This is a genomic window from Corallococcus sp. AB030, from assembly GCF_003668965.1.
Lineage (GTDB): Bacteria > Myxococcota > Myxococcia > Myxococcales > Myxococcaceae > Corallococcus > Corallococcus exiguus.
Genome location: NZ_RAWQ01000167.1, coordinates 1 through 25113 on the forward strand (window position 1 = coordinate 1; position 25113 = coordinate 25113).

Consider the following 25113-nt stretch of genomic DNA (forward strand, 5'->3'; position numbering starts at 1 on the left):
GGCTGGGGCTGGGCTTCTGCGGCTTCGTGTGGGTGACGCTGGGCAGTGAGCGCGGCCACGAGTACCTGGCGGCCTGGCTCATCGAGAAGAGCCTGAGCCTGGATAACGTCTTCGTCTTCCTCGTCATCTTCCGCAGCCTGAACGTGCCCCAGCGCTACCAGCACGAGGTGCTCTTCCTGGGCATCTTCGGCGCGCTGGTGTTCCGGGCCCTGTTCATCTTCGTGGGGGCGGCGGCACTGCAGCGCTGGGGCTGGGTGTCGTACGTCTTCGGCGCCATCCTGCTCATCACCGCGTGGCGCGTCTTCCGCGAGGACCCGTCGAAGCAGGAGGACAACCGCGTCGTGGGATGGCTGTCCAGGAAGCTGCCGGTGACGGACCAGGTGGAGGGGCCGCGCTTCCTGGTGAAGCACCAGGGCCGCAGGCTGGCCACGCCGCTGCTGCTGGCGCTCGTGGGCCTGGAGGTGACGGACATCCTGTTCGCGGTGGACTCGGTGCCGGCGGCGTTCTCCGTCACCACCGACACGTTCATCCTCTACAGCTCCAACGCCTTCGCCATCCTGGGGCTGCGCGCGCTCTACCTCGTCATCGCCGGGGCCGTGGGGCAGCTGAAGTACCTGCACTACGGGCTGGCGGGGGTGCTGGCCTTCGCGGGCGTGAAGATGGTGGTGGAGACGTGGGTGCACATCCCGCCGCTCCTGTCGGTGGCCATCATCGTGACGGTGATTGGCGGGGCGGTGGGCGCGAGCCTGGCGCACCGCCGGTCCGTGCGCCAGGTGGAGGCCTGACGCTCAGGGCGTGGGCAGGCCCGCGGTGCCGCCGACCATCAGGGGCTTCGACAGGAGCTGGTCGAACGTGGGGTTCGCCGCCTTCGTGATGCGCGCCGCGTGCTTCTTCAGGAGGGAGGCGTTGGCATCCTTCACGTCCTTGCCCGAGGCGGCCTCCAGCTGGGTGATGTACTTGCGCAGCCCGGCGCGGCGCTGCTCCAGTTGCAGCCGCTCCGCCTCGCTGAGCTTCGGGTCCTCCAGCTGCGGCGCAATCGCGGCGAACTGCTCCTCCAGGAGCGCGATGTTCGCGGGGTCGGACGGCTGGGACACCGTCGCCACGCCCGCGTCCGGCGCGGCCACGGGCTCCGGATACACCAGGGCGGAGAGGCGGCCGAACTCCTGGGGCGACATGCCCCGCGCCTCCAGGTTCAGCAGGAAGGAGGCCTGGGCCTTGCCCAGCATGCGCATGGAGGCGCCCGCGGCCCGGAGCTTCGCGCTGCGGGTTCCGCCGGTGAGATCCTTGCCGTGCTTCTCGACGTACTCCAGGGACTCCTTCTGGAGCACGTCGTAGGCGGGCAGGGTCGCCTCGCGCACCGCGAGGTAGGCCTCCAGCCGCGCCTCGTCCAGCTTCAGCACCTTGCCCGCGTCAGGCGGCTGGAAGGGGAAGCGAGCGTTGAGCTCCGCGGTCTTCAGGGCGCGCTCCTGGGACTTCATCAGCGTGGCCACGCCGGCGCCGTCCATCTGGCGGTCCGCCCAGTACCCGGTCGCGACCAGGCCTCCACCCACGAGGAGCAACCCGCCGACACCCAACCCCAGCCCGAGGATCCACTTCTTGTTCATGGTGCCGCTCCGCTCTCCTTCCGGAAGGCGGGGCCCGCCCGCCGCCGGAGCCCCTTTGCTACCCGGGCCGTCCCTGGAGGGCAAGCGCGCCCGGGAAAGGCAGCCCTTTCAGTCCCGGGCGGGCGGCCGGCGGGGCAGGTGCACGAGGAAGGTGGTGCCGTCCTGGGCGGAGGAGCGCACGCGCAGCCGGCCGCCGTGCGCATCCACGATGTGCTTCACGATGAACAGCCCCAGCCCCAGCCCGTGGGCGTTGTTGCGGTGGCCCTCCCGGAGCTCCGCGCGCTTGAGGGGTTCGAACAGGTGGGGCATCAGGTGCGGGGGAATGGGGCGCCCCTGGTTCTTCACCGCGAGCGTCACCGTCCCCGGCTGGCCGCGCAGCCGCACGCGCACCGGACAGTGGGCGTCTCCATAAGCGAGCGCGTTGTTCACCAGGTTGGTGATGACCTGCGCCAGCCGGTCCGGGTCGCACCACAGCCGGGTCCCTCCCCGCCCGTCCACCTCCAGGCGCCGGTCCGGGTGGGCCTGCTGGACCTCGTCCACCACCTGGCGCACCAGGTCCAGGAGGTCCACCTCGCGCGGGTCCATGGGGATGCCGCCGCCCAGCCGGGCCTGGGTGAAGTCCAGCACGTCGCGCAGCATGCGGTGCGCGCGCTCGGCGCTGGAGAGGATGCGGGCCACGGCCCTCTGGTCTCGCGGGTCGGAGTCCTCGCGCCTGGCCAGCGTCGTGGCGGCCATGGTGATGGCGGAGATGGGGTTGCGCAGGTCGTGCCCGACGATGCCGATGAGCAGCTGTTCGAACTCCGCGCGGCGCTTCGCCTCGGCTTCCGCCTCATGCCTGCCGGTGACGTCCTGCATGGCGCCCACCATGCGCACCGGGCGGCCCTGGAGGTCCTTCACCACGCGGCCCCGGTCCTCGATGAAGGCCCACGTCCCGTCGCCCCGGCGCATCCGGTACTCGGCCACCCAGTGCCCCTCGTGGCTGTCGAGCGCCGCCCGCAGCTCCCGCATCACCCGCTCGCGCTCGTCGGGGTGCAGGCTGGCCGTCCACCACGCCGTGTCCATGACGGGCGGCCCCCGGGACGTGTCCAGCCGGAGGACGCGGGGCGCCGATTCGCTCCAGTGGATTTCATCCGTCACCAGGTCCCAGTCCCAGATGATGTCGCGGGTGGCCAGGGTGGCCAGCCGGTAGCGTGTCTCCGACGCACGCAGCTCCTGTTCCGCCCGGCGCCGCTCGGTGATGTCCAGCGACACGCCCGACACGCTCACCACGCGCCCGCCCGGGTCGAACACCGGCAGGAGGCGGACCTCGAACCAGACGCCCATCAGGTACAGCTCCGTGGACAGCCGCTCCCCGGCCAGCGCACGCAGGATGACCTCCAGCACGTCCCGCCGGTCCCGGAACACGTCGAAGACGGAGCGCCCGTGCATCACCCGGGAGGGCACGGACGTGGACGTCACGCCCTCGCCCTCGAAGAGGGTGAACACGCCCTGCGCGTCGAAGGCCCACAGCACGACGGGCAGCTGCGTGAGCACGCGGTGGACCTGCTCGCGGGCCTCGTCGCGCTCCTGGCGCAGCGTGCGCGTGGTGGTGATGTCCGTGGACACGCCGCACAGGGCCCACGGCTCGCCCTGCACGACGCTGGGCAGGGGGAACTTCATCGTGTGGTAGAGGTGCGTCCCGTCGGGCTGGAGCACCTCCTCGTCGAAGACGAGCGGCGTCTTCGCCGCCAGCACCCGGCGGTCGTTGTAGCGGAAGCGCTCCGCCGTCTCCCGGGGGAACAGGTCCAGGTCCGAGCGCCCCAGCACCTCCTCGCGCTCGTGGCCGGAGATGGACTCGAAGGGGCGGTTGATGAAGAGGTACCGCCCGCTGGCGTCCTTCGCGTAGATGGCGGCCGGGGCGTGGTCGAGGATCTCCTGCAGCCGCCGTTCGCGGGAGCGCAGCGCCTGTTCGTGTTCGTGGACGTAGTGGGCCACGGCTTCCGTCAGGCTCCGGTCCAACGCGCGCCACAGCGTGCGCAGCTCTTCCGTGTCGAGCGGCCGGTGGGACGCATCCAGCACCTCGAGGATGGCCTCGCGCAAGAGGCCGTACTCCTCCACCAGCGTCTCCACGCGAGCGCCGGTCTGGAAGCGCCGCAGCCCGAGCTCCCGGGCATGGGCCCAGACCGCCCCCGTGGACCAGGTCTCCACGGCGCCCTGGCGGAGGACGAGCACCAGCGCGTCCACCAGCTTGAGCATCCCCTCCAGCCGCTCCTGGAGCTCCGGGGACCTGCCGGGGGGATGAGCCCCCAGCCGTGCGCCCCAGCGCCGGAGGATGTCCTCGCGCCGCGCCTCCACCAGGTCCGCGAGCGAGTCCGTCGTGGAGGCGACGGGGTTCATGCCGGCGCCCCGGAGGCACCGGTCGGACAAGGCAGGCCGCCTGCTGTGGGAAGAGTGAATGTCACCGTACCCCTGCTCCCGGGACGTGGCTGGAGTGGAGGGAAGATGGACATCCCGCGTCACGAAATGGATGGGGCCCGCGGGACGGGGTGGGGTGGGTTGCCCACCTCTGGGATTGAACCCGGGGACATGGCGGGCAGCCATGGGAGGCCTCCGTGAACCGCTGGGCCCCGTCAGTGACCTGGGGGAGACTGACTCCCAAGAAAACGGGAGGCAGCAGGTCATGGCATTCGCGGAACGTAGGACCGGCGGGCAGGGCGCGCGCACGCTGGCGACGGGGCGGTTGCCCCCGAGGACGTGGACCCGAGTACACGTCCAGAGGGGCGAGGGCCGGTCATGAGCACGACCCAGGCGGTGGATCCACTGGAGTCGCTGGCCCGGGGCCCCGTGCGCAGCGTCTGGGAGGTGCTGGAGGCGATGAGCGTCCTCATGCGCCGCCGCAACGAGGGCCTGCCGCTGAACCTGCCGCAGGTGTCGCTGTTCCTGCGCAGCGGGCGCGAAATCACGGGGCTCGTCCGGGAGTACGGCGAGTTCCGCCAGGGCCGCGGCGTGCTGCTCATCACCTCCGGGGGCTATGGCTCGCGCGGGGAGAAGCTGGACGTGACGTTCGTCCCGGACGGCGTCATCGAGGCGCTCACGCTGCACGACGCCACGGTGCTGGACACGCCCGCGAAGTCGATGCCCGAGTCCTCGCCCATGCACCTGCGCCGCCACCTGCCCGCGCTGGCCGACAAGTTGTCCACCGCCTGGGGCACGAAGGTGACGGCGGAGTTCGGCACGGCCGCGGAGCTGGAGCAGGAGGCCCACATCCAGCCCCTGGCGTGGCTCGTCGAGCGCACCGGCGAGGTGCTGGCCAAGCTGGCCACGACACCCGACGTGGGCGACGTGCTCCGGGAGCGGGTGCGCAGGGTGCGGCTGTCCATGGGGGACGACTTCGGGGCGAGGCTCTCGGATGGCACGCTGGCCCTCACCACGTCGCGCCGCCCGGCGGCCTGGCCGCTGGAGTCGGAGCTGGCCCGGGCGGTGATGGACACCTTGCCATAGGGTGGACGCTGACGAGCGCCGTCCCCGGGGACACGGCGCCGGGCAGCGACCCCACAGGCCCCGGCGTGCGCGCCGGGCCTCCAGCTCCAACGCTTCGAACTCGCCGCGCCGGGAGGCTCCGGCCGGCGGGATGAACAAAGTGCACGCATAGCCCCGTTGCACGAGCAGCGCGTTCACGTCCTGGCCGTCCACGGACACGTAGGCGAGCCGCCGCCCGTAACGGTCCGTGCACGCCTCCGCGTCCCGCAGCCGCACCGTGCGGCCCTCCACCAGCGAGCGGTTGAACGCCGTGGCCTCCTCACCGAAGCAGTCGTCGTGCCCCTTCGTCGTCTCCGGGGTGTCGGCCAGCAGGTAGCGGATGCGCTCGCCGTCCTGGAGCACCACCGTGTCCCCGTCGATGACCTTCGTCACCACGCCCGTGCTCGGACCGCACTCCCCTTCCCCGCCACCACAGGCGGACAGGACGGTGAGCAGCATCCCTCCCAGGACAAGAGTCCTCATCGCGTGCACGTGCGGTTCTCCCGGCCCGGGGTGCCCCGGTCGCCCGTGCCGTAGGTCACGCCGGCGGGCGTGGGACAGAAGGCCCCGGCCGCGTCGTTGCCGGCAGCGTCCCTCACGCGCGCATCCAACTGCGACGACACGCCGGCGCTCGCGGCGTTCGTGAAGGCCACCGAGTCCAGGACGGTGCCCTGCGCCGACAGCTTGAGGACATGGGCCCCCGCGCCGTTGCCCAGGCCGAACGCGAACGTGCCGAGCACCGAGGGCAATCCACCATTGAGTGAGGCGTCATCGCTGCGCGCGAGGACCGCGAAGCCTCCTGCCTTCATCGACAGGCACAGTGGGGACTCCAGGACGGAGCTGCCCGACTCGTTGGCGAGCGTCACTCCGTTGAGGTCCACCTCGCGCAGCGCGAGCACCTCCACCCATTCCCCCTGCGCATCCGGGACGGCGGCGGGGTCGGCCATGAACTCGTTGAGCACCAGGGAGCCCACGGTGGGAGTTCGGAGCGCACGGGTCTGCCCCGTGGTCCGGTCGATACAGCCCGCCTGCGCCGTGCCCGCGTCCGTTGCTGTGCACACGCGATTGGTCCGTCCCGGCGTGCCCAGGTTGCCCTTGTCACCGTAGGCCTGCGTGGCCGCGCACCAGGATGCAGTGACGTCGTTGTTCTTCGCATCGGCGGTGAGCGGCGCGGACACCTGGGTGGCCACGCCGTCCTGGGCCGGGCCATACAGCGCGCTGTCGATGAGCACGCTTCCCGCACGCACGGCGACCATGCCGCCCGCGTTGCGCAGGTCCACGGAGAACGTGGCCAGCGGCTCCGGCAGGCCACCGTTCACCTCCGGCTCCCGCCTTCGCGCGAGCAGCGCGGACTCTCCGGCGGCGAGGGACAGACAGCGCTCCGACTCCAGGCGTGTGCCGGACGTGTCCGTTCCCACCGTCAGCCCATTGAGGTCCACGGGCACGGTGGCGCGGACCTCCAGCCACTCGCCCACGGTGTCGTCGCCGCGCGGGTTGGCCATCACCTCGGTGATGATCAGCTCTCCGGGTCGCGGGGACTGGATGTCCCGGGGAGCGCTCGCGCCCGGCGGCAGGCACGTCGCTCCGGAGGTCACTCCGCCATCCGGCAGCGAGGGGCACGGCGCGTTCGCGACGCCTGGACTGCCCGGCGCATCGCACCAGCCCGACAGGCCGTCATGGGTCCGGGCCAAGCCCGACTTCGCAGGCGCTTCGAGCACCACCGAGTCGAGCACGCGCGTCCCGCACCGCAGACCCAAGAGCCCCGCGCTGTTCCCCAGCGCGCCGAGCGCATCCCCATAGGTCTGATCCACATGCTCGGGCAGCGCGCCCTCACGCACGTCGCCCAGCACGACGTAGGCCCCCGCGTCCACCGGCAGGCCCGTGGTGAACGTGTAGACCCGCTCCTGTGCCGCCTCGTCGCGCGCGGTGAAGAGCGTGACGCCCAGGAGGTCCACGGTCTCCCCGGTGGGGTTGTGGAGCTCCACGTACTCCTTTCCCGTGTCCGAGCCCACGGGGTCGTTGAGGTACTCCGTGATGACCAGGTCCCCCGGCAGCAGCGCTTCACAGGCCGCTGGCTCCTCCTCCCATGTGGGCAGTCCGCACGCCCCCATCCACCCCAGCACCCATCCCAATCCCAACCGCACGCCCCATCCCCGCACTGCCCAAGCCGCCACACTCCGCTCCCTTCAGAACCGCGTCTCCACTTCCAGCGCGAACAGGTGCCGGGGCGCATCCGGCGGCGTCCGGGCACCTCTCGCGTCCTTCAAGTCCACGACCCACGCGTACCGGGCCCGTGTCGTCACGGCGTCCGCCGTCCAGCTCGCATCGAGCGTGGCCCGGAAGGCCTGCTCCAGCCGGTTGCGCGTCGACAGGTCCTCGTCCTTCCACACGGCGCGGCCGCGCAGCCTCACGGCATCGCAAGGCCGCACCTGCGCCTCCACCACCGCATGCGCGTCCTCACGCACGCCCCGGTTCACCGGATCATCCACGCGGGCATGCGCGTACTGCGCGGCTACGGACACGGCGTCGTGAAGCTCCGCCTTCACCCGGGCCGTGATGCGCAGCAGCGACCCTGAACAGGGGTCCTCGCCCGAACCGTCGAAGCAGTCCCCCGCCACGCCGACGTCCTTGTCCCGGTACTCGGTCCACAGCGACGGTTGGAACAGCGCGTGCGCCCGCCAGTCCACCCGGGCCGAAGCCCGCAGGTTCACGGTGCCGGCACTGCCCACCGCCGCGCCGTCAGCGGGCAGCGTCCACGCATCCACCTCACCTCGAAGCCGCAGCGCGCCCTCCACGCGGTGCAGGTAGCGCACGCGAGCGCCCACCTCATTTCGCGCCCGTGAGCCCTCCAGTTCGTCCGGGCCGGACATCGCGCCCGTGTAGGGATTGGCGAAGCCGCGCCCGTAGGCACGCAGCGACAGCTCCAGTTCCTTCGATGTGTCCGCCACCACCGTGCGTTGAAGCGCGCCGTAGCCACCGCCTCCGCCCGGCGCCGAATCGAACGTGCGCGCCGCTTCCACGAAGAGGTCCACCGGCCCCAGCCCCCACGCGCCATCCACGCCCACCGCGCCGAAAGCGCCGCCCGCCGGGTAGCCCGCCGTGGAGCGGAAATCGAGCGCCGCGCCCTCCACGTTCCACACGGGCCGCGCGCCCCAGGCCGTCACTCCAGCCTGCGCCCGCCGGGTCCACGCCATCGCCGCGTGGCCGCCTCCCGCCCACTCGTGGAACACACCGGGCAGCGTGCGCGACACCACGCGTCCCATGGGCGAGCCCGTCCCCTCGAGCCACACCGCTGGCGCCTTGCAGGCAGTGCCCGCACAGGACGCCCGCTCCATCAGGGCATGCGAGAGCAGCGAGCGGGACTGGTACGAACCGAAGCCCGTCACGGACACGCCCGAAGAGGTCCGCACCGTGCCCACCACGCCCCGGAAGCCTTCGTCCCACTGGAAGTCCGGCGTCACGTCCGCGGCGCGCTCCTCGGGGGTGCAGGCACCTTCTCCCAGGAAGCACCAGCGCTCCACGTCGCCCGGCACTCGCACGGCATCGTCGGGCAGGAAGCCGTCCGGCGTGGGAAGCCCGGTGGTGTCCAACGTGAGCCGCTGACCGAAGCCCAGCCGGTACGAGCCCACCAGCACGGAAGCCCGCTCGCCCGTCCACTGACCGTGGAACTTGGGCACGGCCACCGACACACCGGGCGCCTCCGCCACCAGCGCCCGCCGGTTCGCATCCCGGTGCACCGCGCCCAGCCGGCGCCGCGTGAGGGACGTGAGCAACCCCACGCGCCAACCCTCCGGCCCCGCCACTCGCACCTGGAGCGCCAGTGGAGGAAGCACCGGATCCGACGCGGCGAACGCCGTCAGCAGCCGCGCATCCCCCGTCACCCGCTCCGGCGCGGAGGTCGTCAGGAAGGGCGCCAGCCGTCGCCGCTCCTCCTGCGTCAGCTTCCCTGAAGCCTCGAACCCATCCACGCGCGCGTACGTCAGCCCCGGCAACGCATAGAGCGAGGCGCGCGACGCATGCGCCGGATCCACTCCCGAGCGCCGCAGCACCAGCAGCGCGGACAGCGTCTCCGCCGTGATGGCGCCGTCCTCCCTCAACGCGAACAGCGCCTGCTCTCCCGTGTCCTCGGGGTCTACCTCATAGGTCGCGCCGAGCGCCGTGAAGGGAAGACCCAGCAGGAACAGCCACACGCAGACGAGGACGGAACGCACGCGGCGGGCCCTCTGCACGAGCGGGACCACCCTTCCCTACAGCGAAGGCACTACGCGCGGTCCATCCCTTCCTCGGACGCGCCGTCCAGGCCAGGGACGGCGGTCCACGCTTGCCGCGTCGCGTGGGGCGGTGCGGCTATGCTGCGGTGACATCCTCGCGAGGCCGGTCCCGTCCGGCCCCAGAAACAGCGCATGGGCTACGTCCACATCCTTCGCCACTTCCCCTCTCCCCAGGAGGGCTTCAACCGCACCGTCCGCATCTACACGCCGGACGCCTACGACTCCTGGCAGGACCACCGCTTCCCGGTGCTCTACATGCACGACGGGCAGAACGTCTTCGCGCATCCGGAGTCCGCCGTCTTCGACACGTGGTGCGCCAACCGCGTCGCGGAGGAGAGCGTCCAGGCGGGGCGGATGGAGCCGTGGATCATCGTCGCGGTGGACTCGGGTCCCGGGCGCTTCCAGGAGTACTCGCCGTGGGACGAACCGCGCAACGGCGTGTCCGCGCGAGGCGAGGCCTACGGGCGCTTCCTCGTGGAGGAGCTCAAGCCCTACATCGACCGGACGTACCGCACGCGCCAGGGCAGCCAGTGGACCGGCGCGATGGGTTCATCCCTGGGAGGGCTCATCTCGCTGTACCTGGGATGGAAGTTCCCGCGGGTGTTCGGGCGCATCGGCGCGCTGTCTCCCACGGTGATGTGGAGCCAGGGCCGCCTGTTCGACGCGTGGCGTGAGCACAGCCAGCGCTGGACGCGCATCTACCTGGACGCGGGCGCCACGGAGTCCATCCACGCGGGCGGCATCCCCCTGGACTACGGCCGGGGCACGCGCGACTTCTTCCACCACCTCAAGGGCCTGGGCTACGGAGACCACGAGGTGTCGCTGGTGCTGGAGCCCGGCGGCGAGCACCACGAGAAGGACTGGCAGCGCCGGCTGCCGGGCGCCATGCAGTGGCTGCTCGGGTGAGTCCTCTTCCGTGACACGACGGCCCCGCTCGGTGCCGCCCGAACAGCGGCAGGTCTATGTGCAGGTCGTGGAGGGCCTCCTCCAGCACGGCCTGAGAGGCCAGGTGTCCCCCCGCCTGCGTGAACGGCTGCGCCAGGCGGGCGTGGACCTGGACCGGCCGCTGTTGCCGCTCTACCCCGTGCCGCTCTGGGCGAGGTGCCTGGAGATCGTCGTCGAAGAGGTGTACCCGGGCCTGCCGCAAGCGGAGGGCTTCGCCCGGCTCGCCCGGGCACACGTGGAAGGCTACGGGGCCACGCTGCTGGGGCGCGCGGTGATGAGCGTGATGCGCGTGCTGGGCCCCCGGCGCATGGTGCAGCGGCTGCCGGAGGTGCTGCGCGGCACGGACAACTACACGGAGGTGACGCTCGTGGAGCGCGGCCCCGCGCACTTCGAGCTGCACTTCAACTCGAGCCTCAAGGGGCCCGGCTACGTGGAGGCCCTCTTCGAGGCCCTGCTGACCGCGGGCGGCGCGAAGGCGCCTCTCGCGACGAAGCTGTACGACGACGGCGAGCGCACCGAGTACTCGCTCACCTGGACGCAGGAGCCCTGAAGCTCACGTCGCCTGGATGAAGCGCACCGCGTCCTGCATGGATTCCGTGTCCGTGTGGCGCGTGAGGTACATCTCTTCACCCAGCAGCGAGTGGTAGATGGGCGGCAGCTCACGGTGCACGAGCAGCGACTTGCCCAGCCGTTCGACAATCTGCGCGTGGGAGTGCTTGTAGCGGCGGCCGTGACGGCGGGCGCTATGGCAGACGTGGTGGCGCGGCGTGTACTGGAAGTCCGCCACCGGGTCGCCCGTCACCACGCGGGCATAGAGCCGGTACACGTCGATGTCGCACGTGTAGTTCATCATGTCCGTCATGAAGCCGCCGGGCGGGCGCAGGTTGGCCTCCAGCACGACGAAGCGGCCGTCTGGCAGGCGGAAGAACTCCAGGTGGAACCAGCGCTCGCGCAGGCCGAACGCGGCGACGACCTGGCGGCCCAGCACGTCGAGCGCGGCGGGGATGTGCTGGAGGCTCCAGAAGGAGATGTCGCGCCGTTCGGTGACGGTCTCCATGCCGCCGTCGCTGTATTCGTGGCTGAGGTTGAAGACGATGACGCCGTGGCGGTCCACGATGCCGTCGTAGGTGACGATGGTGCCGCGCACGAAGGGCTGCGCGACGTAGGACGTGGGCAGCGGGTGCGCGAGCGCGGCGTCGACCTCCGCGTCGCTGGCGACCTTGAAGGTGTGGGCGGCGCCCACGCCCACGTCGGGCTTGAGCACAAGCGGATAGCCCACGCGGGCGGCGAACTCCTTCACCTGGTCCGCGTCGCGCACGCGCAGCAGGTCCGGGTGGGGGACGCCGGAGGCGTGGAAGACCTCGGCCATGCCGGACTTGGAGCGCAGCTTGAGGATGTCCGAGGGCTGGAGGCCGGGGACATGGAAGTCCTCGCGCAGGCGGGCTTCGACTTCGAGCCAGGACTCGTTGAGGGACTCGATGCGGTCCATGCGACCGTGGCGCCAGGTGAGGTAGCCGGTGGCGCGCACGAGGGCGTCGTAGTCGGTAAGGCTGGGGACGAAGAAGTATTCGCGAAGGGACTCGCGAAGTTCCTGGCGCAGGGACTCGTAGGGGGTGTCGCCAATGCCCAGCACGGTCACGCCACGCTCGCGCAGCGCGGTGGCGAAGTGGAAGTACTGGGAGGGGAAGTGGGGGGAGATGAAGACGAAGTTCATGGCTCCTGGCGGGCGAGTCCTCCGCTGGGGTGGACCATAGCGGCCCCGCCCGCGCCCTAGAAGCCCGCTGGGGAACAGTGTCCACCAGCGGCACTCGCACGGAGGGCCTGCACCGGGAACACTCGCGGCATGGCGGAGGATTCCAAGGCGTTCGCACAGGCGCGCGAGACGATGGGAAGGCACACCATCCCGGAACTCATCGACCTGCTGGAGAGCGAGGACGTCCGCACGCGCTTCCTGGCGGAGATGTGCCTGAGGGACGCGACGTCCACCTGACTCCACTTCCAGCCCGCGGGTCCGCGGGCCGAAAGGGAGGCAGCGGTGAAGGAGTGGCGCGACTGGTGGGCCGCGCGGAGGGACACGTTCAAGAAGCGCTGGGGCGATCGGAGCGGCGGCTGATGGCCTACCCCTGGTCGGGCCGAAGGTCGCCGACCCTGCCTGTCTGAACGATTTCCTGGAGGGCAGACGCGATGCGCTCTCGCGTGACGGAAGCGACAACCACGAGATTCCGCTCAAGAAACACGCTGCCGCCCTTCAGCGCATCGTCAACATCCTGGGTCAAGCGAGCCGGGTCGTACACAGTGAGCGTGTACCGACGCCCCTGAATCACCGCGACGACTCCGGGGAGCCAACCTTTGGCCTCGACCTCCCAAGCGGAGTCTTCGAAACCAGGAGGGAACTCCAGAACGATGTCGCTCATCACGGAACTCCGAGGAGGCGCTCCACTTCGTTGGTCACCCGCGCCTCGACCTTCGCCAGTTCGCTCAAGCGCTGCGGCTCGACCCGCTCTCGTTGCCAGCTCATGAAAAGGGGCAGGTACCAGAGCAGCGAGACCACACGCCGATCAAGAGGACCGCTCCCACCCGGCTCCATCCGCTTGAGCATCGTCAGCAGGGCGTCAGCCTTCGCTGAGTCGAAGTTTCCCATCCGGAGCTGGACCAGAAAGCCATCCTCGTCGGACCACGCCGCTTCAAGCGCTTCTTGTGCCTGGCTCATGTATCCCCAATCTTGGACCGGAGTGATGCCCCCCGGGCTGACACTCGCGTCTAGCTGCCAGGCCCATCCAGTAGCCCCCGAGGAAGCAAGCCAGGGAACTCGACTTCGAAGGCTCGAACATCCTTGACGAGTTGCTGGACAGCATCGTCACGCAGTTGCCCTTGGTATTGCAGGGTGTCCGTACATCGGGCGAGCAACCACTCGACATCCAAAACCGGGGCGCCTGGCCTGCCCAAGAGCCCTTGGAGAGCTCCGGCCAGGTCGCGAGCCCATGTGTGCTTCTCACTGCCCGCCATTGCGCCTCCCAGCTACTGGGCAAGGTCCGGGCGGTAGGTGGCCAGGGTGCAGCGCATGCGTTGCACCTGCTCCGCGCTGAAGCCCGTCATGCAGGCGTCGTCCGTCAGCTCCATGTAGTTCTGGATGGGGACCGGCACGCCGCCGCAGCTGGTGATTCCCGCGGTGCACCCCTTGTGGGAGGTGGCGTTGGGCGGGGTGTCGCAGATGCGGTCTCCGGTGGTGTAGCAGTCCGGCGCGGTGGCCGTGCCGCACCCCGAGTAGTACGTGTGGAACAAGCCCAGGTAGTGGCCCACCTCGTGAGTGACGGTCCGCCCGTTGTGGTACGGCGGGAAGGGCCCCACCCGTCCGAACGCCAGCCAGTTGATGACCACCCGGTCCTGGGGCTGACCCACGGCGCCCGGGGGCTCCGCTGGTAGGAAGGGCACGTACCCTCGCGAGCCGCCGGCGCTGTTGGTGTAGATGTTCACGTAGCGAGTCGGATCCCAGGCGGTGCTGAGCCAGTAGCTGCCTGTGTCCTGGTACCACGTCGTGTTGCAATAGCGCTGGATGCCCGTGGTCGGGTTGCCCAATGGGTCCACGGTGGCAAGGAAGAACTCAATCTTGCTATCCACCCCGCCGCTCCCCGGAGTTCCAGTCAGCGCGCGGAAGTCCTCATTGAGGACCGCAATCTGACTGTGGACCAGCGCGTCCGAGACGTTGCCATTCGTGCACGCAGTGTCCGCGACGACATGGACCACCACCGGGATGCGCCGCACCGCCACGGGCAGCCACTGAGGGCCGGGGACAGTCGAGTCCATGGAGCAGTCGGAGGGGGAGAACTTCGCCACAAAGGAAGGCGCGGGCTCCGGAGCAGTACAGCCGTCGGAGTGGACCAGGGGGGACGCTCCGGACAGGAGCGCCAGGGCATGACCGACCATCATGGAAGCAAGTGTCATTTGAACCCAGGATACCTTGGGCTCACGCGACTGGCGCCACCACTTCAGACGAGATGTCCGCCATTGCCAGCGGCCATTCCCTGTCCCACCCAAGGGCTCAAGTGTTCGTTGAATTCTTGGTCGCTCATGCCGCCCTTGCCGACCCTCCACCACAGCCCCGACTCCAGCAAGACCCTCAGGGGAATGGGTGGGAATGCCCGCTTGAAATAGAAAACAATCGCAGAATGCGAGATCCCACCTTCAAGAATACCGCCCAGCAACTCCGCGAGTTCCACTGGGGTCAGCAGCCTCTCTTTCGCACGCAGCACGTTCAAAACATCTTCATCAAGCATGCTGAATCCGCACAATCTCCAGGATTCGAGCGGAACCGATGACTTGAGCCCCGGTATGCATTGGGATTTCCATCCCCTGCGACACGTGCTGCCAAGGCTCGGGCAGAAACGGCTCGATGATTGCCTCTTTCTCTTGTCCCGGCACCAGCGGTCCTGTGTCGTCCAACGTGACAGAACCTCCATCCAGTGACATCTGGCCATCGGGCGCTCGGCTTCCAATGTTCCAGGATGGTCGGAACACTTTTCCCAGCGGTCCCTGGGAACCGCCCTCTTCAGTCGTCAAGAGCCTGATCACTGCGCGGATGAGCAAACGCTCTCGCATGGTTCCATCCCCCCTCGCCATCAGCGTAGCAGGACGGTTTCGAGGAACGTGCTCAACTCATCGTCCCTCATGTCCCCGCGCAACATCAGCCCGACGCACGCACGTGCCAGACGCCCCATGATGTTCGGGTTGGTTCCTACAGGGCAGTGGGCTGCCGCACGGACCGCGAGAACGCCTCCTGTCATTCGGGCCTTTGACGCGGCATCGAGTCCTTCGAGGACGACGTGAGCGAACTCCTGCGGCAATCCGACGCGTGGCGATGCGATCGCGTATCCAGGAACGGGACTCCAAGGCGCGCCATCCACCTGTGTCCACGGAACTTCAAGCCGAAGCACGGGGTGCTCCCGCGCATACGTCCCCGATAGCCCAAGGAGTCCGTACTCCGAGTAAGCACCCCGTGGAATCATCGCCTCGATACCGATGGTGGTGACCATCGGCATCTCCAGTCCCGCGGCCACCACCCGGTCGACCCGGCCTACTGGGGCGTAGGCCGCGCCCGAACAATCACCGAGCCACACGCGTACGCATCCGAAACGCCCCACTTGCAGCGCTCTCACTGAATCCCCCAGAACAGTGGAAGGCCCTGACTCATTCTTCCTGAATCCACTCCTCAAGGCCCGCTGCGACAAGCCGGGCCTGAACCGCAGCCGCGGCGTCCGGGCTCGCAGGCTTGGATCCACCGCCTACGCCATAGATGTCATTCAGGACGAGCGGATAGTCCTGACCCAAAAAGTGGCCGACCACCATCGCAAGAGACCTGTCCGACATATGCGGGTACAGCACAGTCAGCAGGGGCAGGTAGTTCGCCTCCGTCACGCCTTCTGGGAAGGCCCTCTTGATCAGGGCCACAGTGCTCATGAGACTGGGGTGAAGCTCCATGGCGTTCGTTCAGTCGGACAGCGGTGGGGAGACCTTGGGGCCTATTTTCCACTGCGTAGGGAAGGGTCCATCAGAGGGGCCAGTCTGTCGCAAACTTCGGACAGAAACTGCGTCAGTCCGACACGTTTTCCGCGTTGCATAAGCGTCTCCAAAGGAGTGTCGCGCAGACACTCGCGCACACGCTCCAAGCCCCCCAAAGTGAGCTCTTCCAGCGCCTTCTTGGCGTCGTTCTTCGCGCCGTGCTCGCGGGCAGTCAGCTTGTGGGCGTCACGCACCGGGTGGAAGGAGAGTCGCTGCTCAACTTTTTTGAGAGTGTCTTCCTCCCCTTCGCGGGCATCGAAGCCGGTAAGCACCCAGCACTCTCGTTTAGCCTCCGCCAAGCCGATGATGACCTCGAACGGCCAAGATTTGTCGGCGCGAGCCTGTTCAAGCCCCTTACGCCGGTCAGAGTCTTTGTCGGCGTCTCGAACGAGGAGAACCGCGTCGGGTCGCCTATCCAAGGCGCTGAATAATAGCAGAGCTTTGCGAGCAGCAAGCGCGTCATGCGCGCCTGGCTCGCCTGCGAAATGCCCAAACACTACATGTTTTAAACCTGCATTGGCAGTTTCATCACCCACAGACTTCCAGAGCAAAAAAGACGTATTTGGCTTTAGCCCTCGCCATTGACGCTGCATGTCCAGCATCTCAGCTTCGAGCCAGTCAATCCTGTGAACAAGGACTCGGTCCGCAAGCAAGCAGGCCGTATCCTGGTCAGCAGGGGCCTCGCAGACGACGCCAAATTCGTAGGCGGGCTCACTCATGCGGCGCTGACGCGGGCTCCTTGCCAATCCAGCTCTCGCCCACGGTGCTCCAGAACTCGCCGGGGCTCATCAGGTCCTTCCACTTTTCGAATTCAGGATGCGCCGTGAGCTTCTCGCAGCGAGCGAACCCGTTCTCCGCCAGGAAGGTCATCCGGATCTCTTCCGGCCTCAGATAGTTCAGGATGAAAGGCGAGTGGCTGGTCGCCACAATCTGCAACTCGGGATCGTTCTTCTGGATGGCACGCAGGACCGAAATGAGCTTTCCCTGCGCCACGGGATGAAGAGCAAGCTCGATGTCATCCAGGAGAAGAAGCTTCGGCTTTTGGGGTCCGAGCAGCACCGTCAGCAGCCCCAATGCCATCAACGTGCCTTCGCCCACGGAATCTGCGGGCACGCCCTTCGCCCCCTGCATGTCCAGCACGAGCCGATTTCCCCAGAGCGTCCGTTTTTCGGACACATGGGTCGTCTGATCATCAAGGGCAATTGTTCTCAGGTTGCTCTGCTCGACAGAGGCACGCTCGACACGAATCTTCCTCACGGACGGCACGACCTGCTTCAGCGCGGATTCAATTTCCTCGAACAGGTCCTCGTGACTCAACTTGAGAAACGCAATCGTAGAGGCCAGTCCTGTGCCGTCACTAGTAATCGTGGGCACTTGCTCTTCGCTGTATGAGGCGTCTGCCAACTTTCTAGCTTCGAATCGCAAGAGGACTGTTGCGAGCATTTTTTGACGCAACTCCGCGCTGGCCCTCAGAACCTCTTGGCGGACTTCAGGATCAACTTCTCTGTACACAGCCTCGCTGATGGCGCTTGAGCCAGGGCCAGCAAGAACCACCTCGGAAGGAATGCGGCCTTTAGTCCCCTGAAAAGTCAGGCTGCATGGTTGACTCGCTCCGAAAGAACGAAATCTTTCTGGAATGCTGCGTGCACCGAACAGATCAATCGTGGCCAGCATCCGCAGCCCCTCCAGCAGCGTCGTCTTGCCCGAGGCATTCGGCCCCACCAGCACGGTGAAGGGCTCCAGGTCCAGGTCGAGTGAACGGTACGCCTTGAAGTTGCGGAACTGCACCTTCTCGATCACGCGTGCACCCTCCTCCCGACGACACCTCCGCCCCGGAATCACTCACAGGGCGGAGCACAGCACCGACAAATCTCAGCCCTTCGTCAGCGGGCGGTACCGGATCCGGTGCGGCTCCAGCGCGTCCGGGCCCAGGCGCTTCTTCTTGTCCGCTTCGTAGTCCTCGAAGTTGCCCTCGAAGAAGAACGCCTTGCTGTCACCTTCGAACGCCAGGATGTGCGTGACGATGCGGTCCAGGAACCAGCGGTCGTGGCTGATGACCACCGCGCAGCCCGCGAAGCTCAAGAGCGCGTCCTCCAGGCTTCGCAGCGTCTCCACGTCCAGGTCGTTCGTGGGCTCGTCCAACAGCAGCAGGTTGCCGCCGGCTTTGAGCATCTTCGCCAGGTGCAGCCGGTTGCGCTCGCCGCCGGACAGGTCCTTCACCCGCTTCTGCTGATCCGTGCCCTTGAAGGCGAAGCCCGACAGGTACGCACGGCTGGGCACCGTGCCCGCCTTGCCCAGGTCGATGAGGTCCAACCCCCCGCTCACCTCCTGGAACACCGTCTGCTCACCGTCCAACGAGTCGCGGCTCTGGTCCACGTAGGCCATCACCACCGACTCGCCAATCCGCAGCTCGCCCGCGTCCGGCTTCTCCGTGCCCGTCATCATCCGGAACAGCGTCGTCTTGCCCGCGCCGTTCGGGCCAATCACGCCCACGATGCCGCCCGGCGGCAGCTTGAAGTTCAGCTCGTCGATGAGCAGCCGGTCGCCGTACGCCTTGCGCAGGCCCTTCGCCTCCACCACCAACCCACCCAGCGGCGGACCCGGCGGAATCATCACCTCGCCCGTCACGTCACGCTTCTGCTGCGACTGGTTGAACAGCTCCTCGTACGCGGCGATGCGCGCCTTGCTCTTCGCCTGACGCGCCTTCGGAGACGCCCGCACCCACTCCAGCTCGCGCTTGAGCGTCTTCTGACGGTGGCTCTCCGACTTCTCCTCCAACTCCAACCGCTTCTGCTTCTGGTCCAGCCAGCTGGAGTAGTTCCCCTTCCAGGGCACCCCCTCGCCGCGGTCCAGCTCCAGGATCCACTCCGCCACGTTGTCCAGGAAGTACCGGTCGTGCGTGATGCACACGATGGTCCCCGTGTATGCCTTCAGCGCCTGCTCCAGCCACGCCACGCTCTCCGCGTCCAGGTGGTTGGTGGGCTCGTCCAACAGCAGCAGGTCCGGCTTCTCCAGCAGGATGCGGCAGAGCGCCACGCGGCGCTTCTCACCGCCGGACAGCTTCGTCACGTCCGCGTCGCCCGGGGGCAGCCGCAGGGCGTCCATCGCCATCTCCAGCGTGCGGTCCAGCTCCCAGCCGTTCGTGGAGTCGATGAAGTCCTGCAGCTTGCCCTGCTCGGCGAGCAGCTTCTCCATCGCCGCGTCATCCATGGGCTCCGCGAACTTCGCGCTCACCTCATTGAAGCGGTCCAACGCCTGGCGGATCTCCTTCAGACCCAGCTCCACGTTCCCCTTCACGTCCAGCTTCGTGTCGAGCTGCGGCTCCTGCGCCAGGTAGCCCACCTTCACCGTGGGGTCCGGCTTCGCGATGCCGAAGAACTCCGTGTCCACCCCCGCCATGATGCGCAGGAGCGTGGACTTGCCGGAGCCGTTGGGACCAATCACGCCAATCTTCGCGCCCGGGAAGAAGGACAGGTAGATGCCCTTGAGGATGTCCTTGCCGTTCTTGACCTTGCGCAGGTCCTGCATCGTGAAGATGAAATTCTGGGCCATGGCGGAAGGCCTCCTGGGATTCGCCGAAACGGTGAGCGGGGCCAGCGGATAGCAGGGAGCCCCATCCGGCTCAAGGCGCCTGCGTCCGCGCAGTGTCCGGTTGGACGGGGCGCGTCACGCGCCCAGGAGCGAAAACGCCTGCTCGCTGACCAGCGAACCCAATTCGAAGGTGTTAGAGGAAGCGCCCCATGTCCGAGCCCACGACCCCCGCCCTGGAGCTGAAGGGCCTCTCCAAGGCCTACGGAAAGTTCACTGCCCTTCACGCCGTGGACCTCACCATCCGCCCCGGTGAAATCTTCGCCCTCCTGGGCCCCAACGGCGCCGGAAAGACGACCCTCATCGGCAGCGTGTGCGGCCTGGTGAGGAAGTCCGCTGGCACCATGAAGGTCTTCGGCAAGGACCTGGACGAGGACCCCACCGGGCCCCGCTACCAGGTCGGCCTGGTGCCGCAGGAGATCAACTTCGACCCGTTCTTCTCCGTCGCGGAGTCCCTGCGCATCCAGCAGGGCTACTACGGCCAGCCCCGCGACGACGCGCGCATCGACGAAGTCCTCACCGCCTTGAACCTCCAGGCCAAGAAGGACTCCCTCACGCGCGCCCTGTCCGGCGGCATGAAGCGCCGGCTGCTCATCGCCAAGGCCCTGGTCCACAAGCCCAAGCTCGTGTTCCTGGACGAGCCCACCGCGGGCGTGGACGTGGAGCTGCGCCGCGACCTGTGGACGTACGTGAAGAAGATCGCCAGCGAAGGCACCACCATCGTCCTCACCACGCACTACCTGGAAGAGGCCGAGGAGCTGGCGGACCGCGTGGGCATCATCAACGAGGGCCGCCTCCTCATGACCGAGGACAAGTCCTCGCTCCTGCGCCGCTTCGGAGAGAAGCGCCTGGTCGTCACCTTCGCCGAACCGCAGGCCGCCATGCCCGCCGCGGGCGCGCGCTTCGCCGCCAGCCTGTCCGCCGACGGCCGCACGCTCACCTATGTAGAGCGCGACAACTGCGCGCCCTCCGGTGAGCTGCTCCGCTCGCTCTACGCGGATGGGCTGCCCATCTCGGAAGTAGAGACGCGGCGGTCGCGCCTGGAAGACGTACTCATCGAAATCCTCCGTGGCCGCCCCTCGCAGGCCGCCTGAAACCCCGCTCCTTCGAAAAACACCCCATGAACGTCCTCGGGATGCAGACGCTGTTCGCGAAGGAGGTCCGGCGCTTCATGCGCGTGCCGGGCCAGACCATCCTGTCGCCCCTCATCAGCACCACGCTGTACTTCATCGTCTTCGGCTACTCGATTTCCGGCCGCGTCCACGAGGTGGAGGGCCAGCCGTACCTGCACTTCATCGTGCCGGGCCTCGTGTTCCTGGGCATCGCGAACAACGCGTTCCTCAACAGCTCCTCGTCGCTGTTCATCACCAAGATTCAAGGCACGGTGGTGGACCTGCTGGTGGCGCCGCTGGGGCCCGGTGAATTGATGGTGGGCTTCATCGGTGGCGCCATGGTGCGCGGCCTGGTGGTGGGCCTGCTCACGTGGATTGTCGCGGCGGTGTTCTCCGGCTTCAGCCTGGAGCACCCGCTGGCGACGCTCTACTTCCTCATGCTGTCCAGCTACGTGTTCAGCGTGCTGGGCATGCTGGCCGCCGTGTGGGCGGAGAAGTTCGAGCAGATCAACTTCTTCCCGACCTTCGTGATGCTGCCGCTCACGTTCCTGGGCGGCGTCTTCTACTCGGTGCGCGAGCTGCCCTCGCCGTGGAACCACATCAGCCTCTTCAACCCCATGGTCTACATGGTGGAGGGGCTGCGCTACGGCATGCTCGGCAGCAGCCTGTTCTCGCCGCTCGTGGGTGGGGCCATCCTCGCCCTCACCGCGGCGGTCGCGACGGGCGTCACATACGCGGTGTTGCGCTCCGGCTACAAGATGAAGGCCTAGGCGTCAGTAGCCCGCCTGCCTCCTCAACGGGTAGGAAGGCGGGCCCCTCCCTGCCGGACAGAACCCCGGTCATTTTGGAAGTCGGCTGTTTCCCGCCCGGTGAGAAAACGCGGTATCCTCCCGGACACCCATGGCGGTCGGTTTCGGGAAATACGAGCTGCTTCGAAAAATCGCGTCGGGCGGAATGGGACAGGTGTTCCTCGCCCGGGAGCACGGGACAGGGTTCGAGCGACTGGTCGTCCTCAAGCTCATCCTTCCCCACCTCGCCGAGGACGAAGAGTTCCTGGAGATGTTCCTGGACGAGGCGCGGCTGGTGGCGCGCCTGTCACACCCGAACCTCATCACCATCCTCGACCTCTCGGAGATTGAGGGCCGGCACTGCCTGGCCATGGAGTACGTGCAGGGCGAGGACGTGCGCCGGTTGGATCGCTTCGCGCGCAAGCAGGAGCGCCCGCTGCCGGTGGGCCTGGTGGTGCGCATCATCGCGGACGCGGCGGCGGGGCTGTCCTACGCGCACGGTGCGCGGGACGGGCACGGCCAGCCGCTGATGCTGGTGCACCGCGACGTGTCTCCGCAGAACGTGCTCGTCGGGTTCGACGGCGGCGTGAAGGTCATCGACTTCGGCGTGGCGAAGGCGGCCACCAGCGGTCAGCAGACGGCGACGGGCGTGCTCAAGGGCAAGTACCCGTACATGTCGCCGGAGCAGGCCAACGGGATGGCGGTGGACGGCCGGAGCGACCAGTTCGCGCTCGGTGTCGTGATGTGGGAGCTGCTCACCGGCAAGCGCCTGTTCAAGGGCGACACGGACCTGATGACGCTGCGGCTGGTGCGCGACTGCCAGGTGCCTCCGCCGTCGCAGCTCAACCCCAAGCTGCCGCCGGGCCTGGACGAGATCGTCCTCAAGGCCCTGGCGCCCACGCCGGAGGGCCGCTACGCGGACTGCGCCGCGTTCCGCCTGGCGTTGGAGGACTGGACGCTCAACCTGCGGCTGCCGTCCAGCAGCGCGCACCTGGCCGCGTACCTGCGGGAGCTGTACGCGGACCGCATCACCACGGAAGCGGACCCGGCGAAGTTGGATCAGCTGGCCGAGGACGTGGACCTGGACGCGCAGTCCAACTCGTCGCGGGACGGGATGCCCACGTCGGGTGCGCGAGGACAGGCCGCGTCGCGCGCGTCGAAGCTGGTGGGGCCGCCGTCCCGTCCGCCCACGCGCGTGGAGCCGGAGAAGACGCGGAACACCGCGGCCCTGATGCCGCCGGAGGCTCCGAAGCGGCGCGCCTGGCTGCCCCTCGTGGTGGGCGGTGTGGCGCTGGTGGTGGGCGGCGCGGCGGTGGTGCTGGTGCGCGGCAACTCCGAGACGGTGACGCCGCCCCCGGTCGTTGCCACGCGGCCCCCGGATGAGGTGCAGGGCCGCACGCCGGAGACGCCCACGCGCACCACGCCGACGGAGAACACCGCGCCCCAGCCGGTGCGCCTGATGGTGACGAGCGAGCCGCCCGGCGCCACGGTGCAGATCGCGGGCGAGGAGCGCGGCATCACGCCGGTGGCCCTGCCGCTGGTGCCCGGGGAGCCGTCGGTGGCGGTGACGCTCGCGCTCAACGGCTACGAGCCGGTGACGCGGCACATGTCCGCGGCGGACGCGCCCGGGGTGGCGGTGGCGCTCCAGAAGCGGGCGGCACGGCCGTCGACCCCGCCAAAGAAGCCGCCGTCCACGTCGTCGCTGGGCATCAAGACGGGGCGCTGAGGCGCTTCTTCGTGCCGCCGGTCCGGCGGACATGCACTGCCCGGGTGAGGCGCGTCAGGAGCGCTTCGCTCGCGACTCCGCGGCCACGACGACGACGTAGCCGTCCGGGTCCTTCGTCCAGAACTCCCAGCGGCGCGAGTTCGGGTTCACGTGCGGCGCTTCCACCCACTCCACCTTCAGCGCCCGAGCCGCGTCCACGCACGCGTCGAAGTCCGTGGTCTCGAACCACAGCAGCACGCCGTGACCCTTCGGCGCCGAGTCAGGCCCCATCAGGTTCGCGTGCTCATCCAGGTCCCACGCGTGGAGCTGGAGCACGAGCTCGCCGTTGTTCAGCAGCATCTCGTACTCGGGCCCGCCGTGCCCGCTCTCACAGCCGAGCACCGCCTGGTACCACCGGCTGCTCGCCTCCACGTCGCGCACCGCGATGAGGGGCTGCGCTCGGACGTGGCCGGTGCGGCGGGGCTTGCTGGGCATGGGACGCTCCGGGGGTCGTGAAGGACGGGGCGCATGCGGCCCCGTCCTCCCGGTGAGGCACTACCGCTTGAAGTGGTCGGCGACGACGCTCGCCACCGCGGCGGTCAGCTTCTTGCCCGTGGGGATGTGCAGGAACTCATTGGGCCCGTGCGCGTTGCTGCCCGGCCCCAGCAAGCCCGTGATGAGGAACTGCGCCTCCGGGAAGCGCTCGCCCAGCATGCCCATGAACGGGATGGTGCCACCCTCGCCCATCGCCATCGCGGGCTTGCCGAAGCACGCCTTGGACGCGTTCTCCACCGCGTTCGACAGCCAGCTGGCCAGCGGCGGCGCGTCCCAGCCCACCGACGCCTTGTCCCCGTCGAACGACACCTTCGCGCCGTACGGCGGATCCTTCTCCAGCGTCTCCTTCAGCGCCTTCGCGGCCGCCTTCGGGTCCACGCGCGGCGGGATGCGCATGGACAGCTTCCACGTCGTGAAGGGGCGCAGCACGTTGCCCGCGCTCGCCAGGCCCGGCACGCCCTCCACGCCCGTCAGCGCCAGCGCCGGACGCCAGGTGCGGTTGAGCACCAGCTCCTCGCCGTCCGTCGTCACCGGGTTCGCGCCCTCCACCCAGGGGAACTTCGAGAACAGCTCGTCGCCCATCGTCTGGGCCGCGGCCTTCGCCTGCTGGCGCCGGCCCTCCGGAATCTCCGTGTGCAGGGCCTGCACCTTGATGTGGCCCGTGGCCTCGTCCTCCACGCGCGACAGCAGCATCCGCATGATGCGCATGGAAGACGCCACCACGCCCGTCGCGTCACCGGAGTGCACGCCCTCCGTGAGGATGTCCACGCGCAGGTTGCCGGCGATCATTCCGCGCAGGCTGGTGGTCATCCACAGCTGCTCATAGTTCGCGCAGCCCGAGTCCAGGCACACCACCAGCGACGGCTTGCCGATGCGCGGCGCCAGCGCCTCGATGTACGCGGGCAGGTCGTAGCTGCCGCTCTCCTCGCACGCCTCGATGACGATGGCGCAGCGCGCGTGCGGCACGCCCTGCTCCTTGAGCAGCCGCAGCGCGGACAGCGACGCGAACGCGGAGTAGCCGTCATCCGCGCCGCCGCGCCCGTAGAGCTTGTCGCCCTCGCGCACGGGGGTCCACGGCGTCAGGCCTTCACGCCAGCCGGTCATCTCCGGCTGCTTGTCCAGGTGTCCGTACAGCAGCACGGTGTCGTCACCGCGCGTGCCCGGCACCTCCATGTAGATGACCGGCGTGCGGTCCTTGCCGTCCGCCGTCTTCAGCCGCACCACCTCCACCGTCAGGCCCGGCAGGTGCGTGGCCTGCGCGCGGCACCAGTCCGCGATGAGCTGGACGGCCTGCTCCATGTGGCCGGACTTCACCCAGTCCGGGTCGAAGGCAGGCGACTTGTTGGGAATGCGGATGTAGCGCTCCAGCGCCGGGACGATTTCCTGCTCCCAGATGCGCTCGGACGAGGCGAGGGCTTGGTCGACGTTCATGGCGGCGCCATGCTGCCCACCCCCTGCCTCTTATACACATCTGACGCTGCCGACGCTCGC

General features: G+C 68.5%; 24 protein-coding genes and 1 pseudogene. 8 read left to right on the forward strand and 17 right to left on the reverse strand.

The window, feature by feature from the left end:
• A partial coding sequence (locus D7Y15_RS31435; protein WP_121754882.1) for a TerC/Alx family metal homeostasis membrane protein occupies nt 1-785 on the forward strand: 785 nt, incomplete at its 5' end.
• Nucleotides 786-788: 3 nt separating this feature from the next.
• On the opposite strand, the gene D7Y15_RS31440 is transcribed toward D7Y15_RS31435, so the two are convergent.
• Both D7Y15_RS31440 and D7Y15_RS31445 read right to left on the reverse strand, forming a co-directional pair.
• Nucleotides 789-1604 (reverse strand): hypothetical protein, encoded by an 816-nt coding sequence (locus tag D7Y15_RS31440; RefSeq protein WP_121754883.1) that lies wholly within the window; start codon nt 1602-1604, stop codon nt 789-791.
• 108 nt (nt 1605-1712) lie between these two features.
• Nucleotides 1713-3980 (reverse strand): PAS domain-containing sensor histidine kinase, encoded by a 2268-nt coding sequence (locus tag D7Y15_RS31445; RefSeq protein ID WP_121754897.1) that lies wholly within the window; start codon nt 3978-3980, stop codon nt 1713-1715.
• A 396-nt stretch (nt 3981-4376) separates the two neighbouring features.
• Between D7Y15_RS31445 and D7Y15_RS45375 the strand changes: the two genes are divergently transcribed.
• Complete coding sequence (locus D7Y15_RS45375) at nt 4377-5084, forward strand: hypothetical protein (protein ID WP_199746004.1); 708 nt, start codon at nt 4377-4379, stop codon at nt 5082-5084.
• A gap of 63 nt (nt 5085-5147) precedes the next feature.
• On the opposite strand, the pseudogene D7Y15_RS31450 reads toward D7Y15_RS45375, so the two are convergent.
• The 3 genes and pseudogenes from D7Y15_RS31450 to D7Y15_RS31460 all read right to left on the reverse strand — a co-directional run.
• Nucleotides 5148-5585 (reverse strand): annotated as a pseudogene (locus tag D7Y15_RS31450) (thermonuclease family protein); the annotation flags it as partial.
• Nucleotides 5582-7276, reverse strand: coding sequence for a lamin tail domain-containing protein (locus D7Y15_RS31455; protein ID WP_368667410.1), 1695 nt, complete (start codon nt 7274-7276; stop codon nt 5582-5584). The gene D7Y15_RS31455 and the pseudogene D7Y15_RS31450, both read right to left, overlap by 4 nt.
• Nucleotides 7277-7288: 12 nt before the next feature.
• A complete protein-coding gene (locus D7Y15_RS31460; RefSeq protein ID WP_199746003.1) occupies nt 7289-9313 on the reverse strand; it encodes a hypothetical protein in 2025 nt (674 codons plus the stop codon).
• A 192-nt stretch (nt 9314-9505) separates the two neighbouring features.
• On the opposite strand from D7Y15_RS31460, the gene D7Y15_RS31465 reads away from it, so the two are divergent.
• Entirely contained in the window at nt 9506-10279 is a 774-nt protein-coding gene (locus D7Y15_RS31465; protein WP_120576248.1) for an alpha/beta hydrolase, read from the forward strand.
• Between the two features lie 10 nt (nt 10280-10289).
• Nucleotides 10290-10868 (forward strand): DUF2378 family protein, encoded by a 579-nt coding sequence (locus D7Y15_RS31470; protein ID WP_233596808.1) that lies wholly within the window; start codon nt 10290-10292, stop codon nt 10866-10868.
• Between the two features lie 3 nt (nt 10869-10871).
• On the opposite strand, the gene D7Y15_RS31475 is transcribed toward D7Y15_RS31470, so the two are convergent.
• Complete coding sequence (locus D7Y15_RS31475; protein ID WP_121754886.1) at nt 10872-12032, reverse strand: acetyl-CoA carboxylase biotin carboxylase subunit family protein; 1161 nt, start codon at nt 12030-12032, stop codon at nt 10872-10874.
• 129 nt (nt 12033-12161) lie between these two features.
• Here D7Y15_RS31475 and D7Y15_RS44895 point away from each other — a divergent pair, with 129 nt between their 5' ends.
• A complete protein-coding gene (locus D7Y15_RS44895) occupies nt 12162-12308 on the forward strand; it encodes a hypothetical protein (protein ID WP_158629155.1) in 147 nt (48 codons plus the stop codon).
• A gap of 127 nt (nt 12309-12435) precedes the next feature.
• Here D7Y15_RS44895 and D7Y15_RS31480 read toward each other — a convergent pair whose 3' ends face one another.
• The 9 genes from D7Y15_RS31480 to ettA form a co-directional block, all read right to left on the reverse strand.
• Complete coding sequence (locus D7Y15_RS31480) at nt 12436-12732, reverse strand: hypothetical protein (protein WP_121754887.1); 297 nt, start codon at nt 12730-12732, stop codon at nt 12436-12438.
• The gene (locus D7Y15_RS31485) at nt 12732-13028 is read right to left on the reverse strand and encodes a hypothetical protein (protein ID WP_121754888.1); all 297 of its coding nucleotides are present in this window, start codon (nt 13026-13028) and stop codon (nt 12732-12734) included. The genes D7Y15_RS31480 and D7Y15_RS31485 overlap by 1 nt, the downstream gene beginning before the upstream one ends.
• A gap of 308 nt (nt 13029-13336) precedes the next feature.
• Complete coding sequence (locus tag D7Y15_RS31490; RefSeq protein ID WP_233605161.1) at nt 13337-14245, reverse strand: zinc metalloprotease; 909 nt, start codon at nt 14243-14245, stop codon at nt 13337-13339.
• Between the two features lie 59 nt (nt 14246-14304).
• Nucleotides 14305-14592 (reverse strand): hypothetical protein, encoded by a 288-nt coding sequence (locus D7Y15_RS44345; protein WP_126936115.1) that lies wholly within the window; start codon nt 14590-14592, stop codon nt 14305-14307.
• On the reverse strand, nt 14585-14914 hold the full coding sequence (locus D7Y15_RS44350; RefSeq protein WP_148712917.1) for a hypothetical protein: 330 nt from the start codon (nt 14912-14914) through the stop codon (nt 14585-14587). Before D7Y15_RS44350 ends, D7Y15_RS44345 begins: the two co-directional genes overlap by 8 nt.
• A gap of 588 nt (nt 14915-15502) precedes the next feature.
• The gene (locus D7Y15_RS31495; RefSeq protein WP_158629156.1) at nt 15503-15772 is read right to left on the reverse strand and encodes a DUF3349 domain-containing protein; all 270 of its coding nucleotides are present in this window, start codon (nt 15770-15772) and stop codon (nt 15503-15505) included.
• 62 nt (nt 15773-15834) lie between these two features.
• Nucleotides 15835-16593: a hypothetical protein gene (locus D7Y15_RS31500; protein ID WP_121754891.1), complete on the reverse strand. Its 759-nt coding sequence runs from the start codon at nt 16591-16593 to the stop codon at nt 15835-15837.
• Nucleotides 16586-17674: an AAA family ATPase gene (locus tag D7Y15_RS31505; RefSeq protein ID WP_121754892.1), complete on the reverse strand. Its 1089-nt coding sequence runs from the start codon at nt 17672-17674 to the stop codon at nt 16586-16588. The genes D7Y15_RS31500 and D7Y15_RS31505 overlap by 8 nt, the downstream gene beginning before the upstream one ends.
• Before the next feature lie 72 nt (nt 17675-17746).
• The gene (gene ettA, locus D7Y15_RS31510; RefSeq protein WP_121754893.1) at nt 17747-19426 is read right to left on the reverse strand and encodes an energy-dependent translational throttle protein EttA; all 1680 of its coding nucleotides are present in this window, start codon (nt 19424-19426) and stop codon (nt 17747-17749) included.
• Nucleotides 19427-19614: 188 nt separating this feature from the next.
• Between ettA and D7Y15_RS31515 the strand changes: the two genes are divergently transcribed.
• The 3 genes from D7Y15_RS31515 to D7Y15_RS31525 all read left to right on the forward strand — a co-directional run bounded on the left by D7Y15_RS31515 (nt 19615) and on the right by D7Y15_RS31525 (nt 23088).
• On the forward strand, nt 19615-20556 hold the full coding sequence (locus D7Y15_RS31515; RefSeq protein WP_121754894.1) for an ABC transporter ATP-binding protein: 942 nt from the start codon (nt 19615-19617) through the stop codon (nt 20554-20556).
• A 26-nt stretch (nt 20557-20582) separates the two neighbouring features.
• Nucleotides 20583-21344 carry an ABC transporter permease gene (locus D7Y15_RS31520; RefSeq protein WP_120576262.1) on the forward strand — a complete coding sequence of 254 codons (762 nt, stop codon included), beginning with the start codon at nt 20583-20585 and terminating at the stop codon, nt 21342-21344.
• 130 nt (nt 21345-21474) lie between these two features.
• Nucleotides 21475-23088: a serine/threonine-protein kinase gene (locus D7Y15_RS31525; RefSeq protein WP_121754895.1), complete on the forward strand. Its 1614-nt coding sequence runs from the start codon at nt 21475-21477 to the stop codon at nt 23086-23088.
• Nucleotides 23089-23142: 54 nt separating this feature from the next.
• Here the strand turns inward: D7Y15_RS31525 and D7Y15_RS31530 are convergent, their stop codons facing one another.
• Both D7Y15_RS31530 and D7Y15_RS31535 read right to left on the reverse strand, forming a co-directional pair.
• Nucleotides 23143-23562 (reverse strand): VOC family protein, encoded by a 420-nt coding sequence (locus tag D7Y15_RS31530; RefSeq protein ID WP_121754896.1) that lies wholly within the window; start codon nt 23560-23562, stop codon nt 23143-23145.
• A gap of 60 nt (nt 23563-23622) precedes the next feature.
• A complete protein-coding gene (locus D7Y15_RS31535) occupies nt 23623-25053 on the reverse strand; it encodes a M20 family metallopeptidase (protein ID WP_120576265.1) in 1431 nt (476 codons plus the stop codon).
• Nucleotides 25054-25113: the final 60 nt, after the last annotated feature.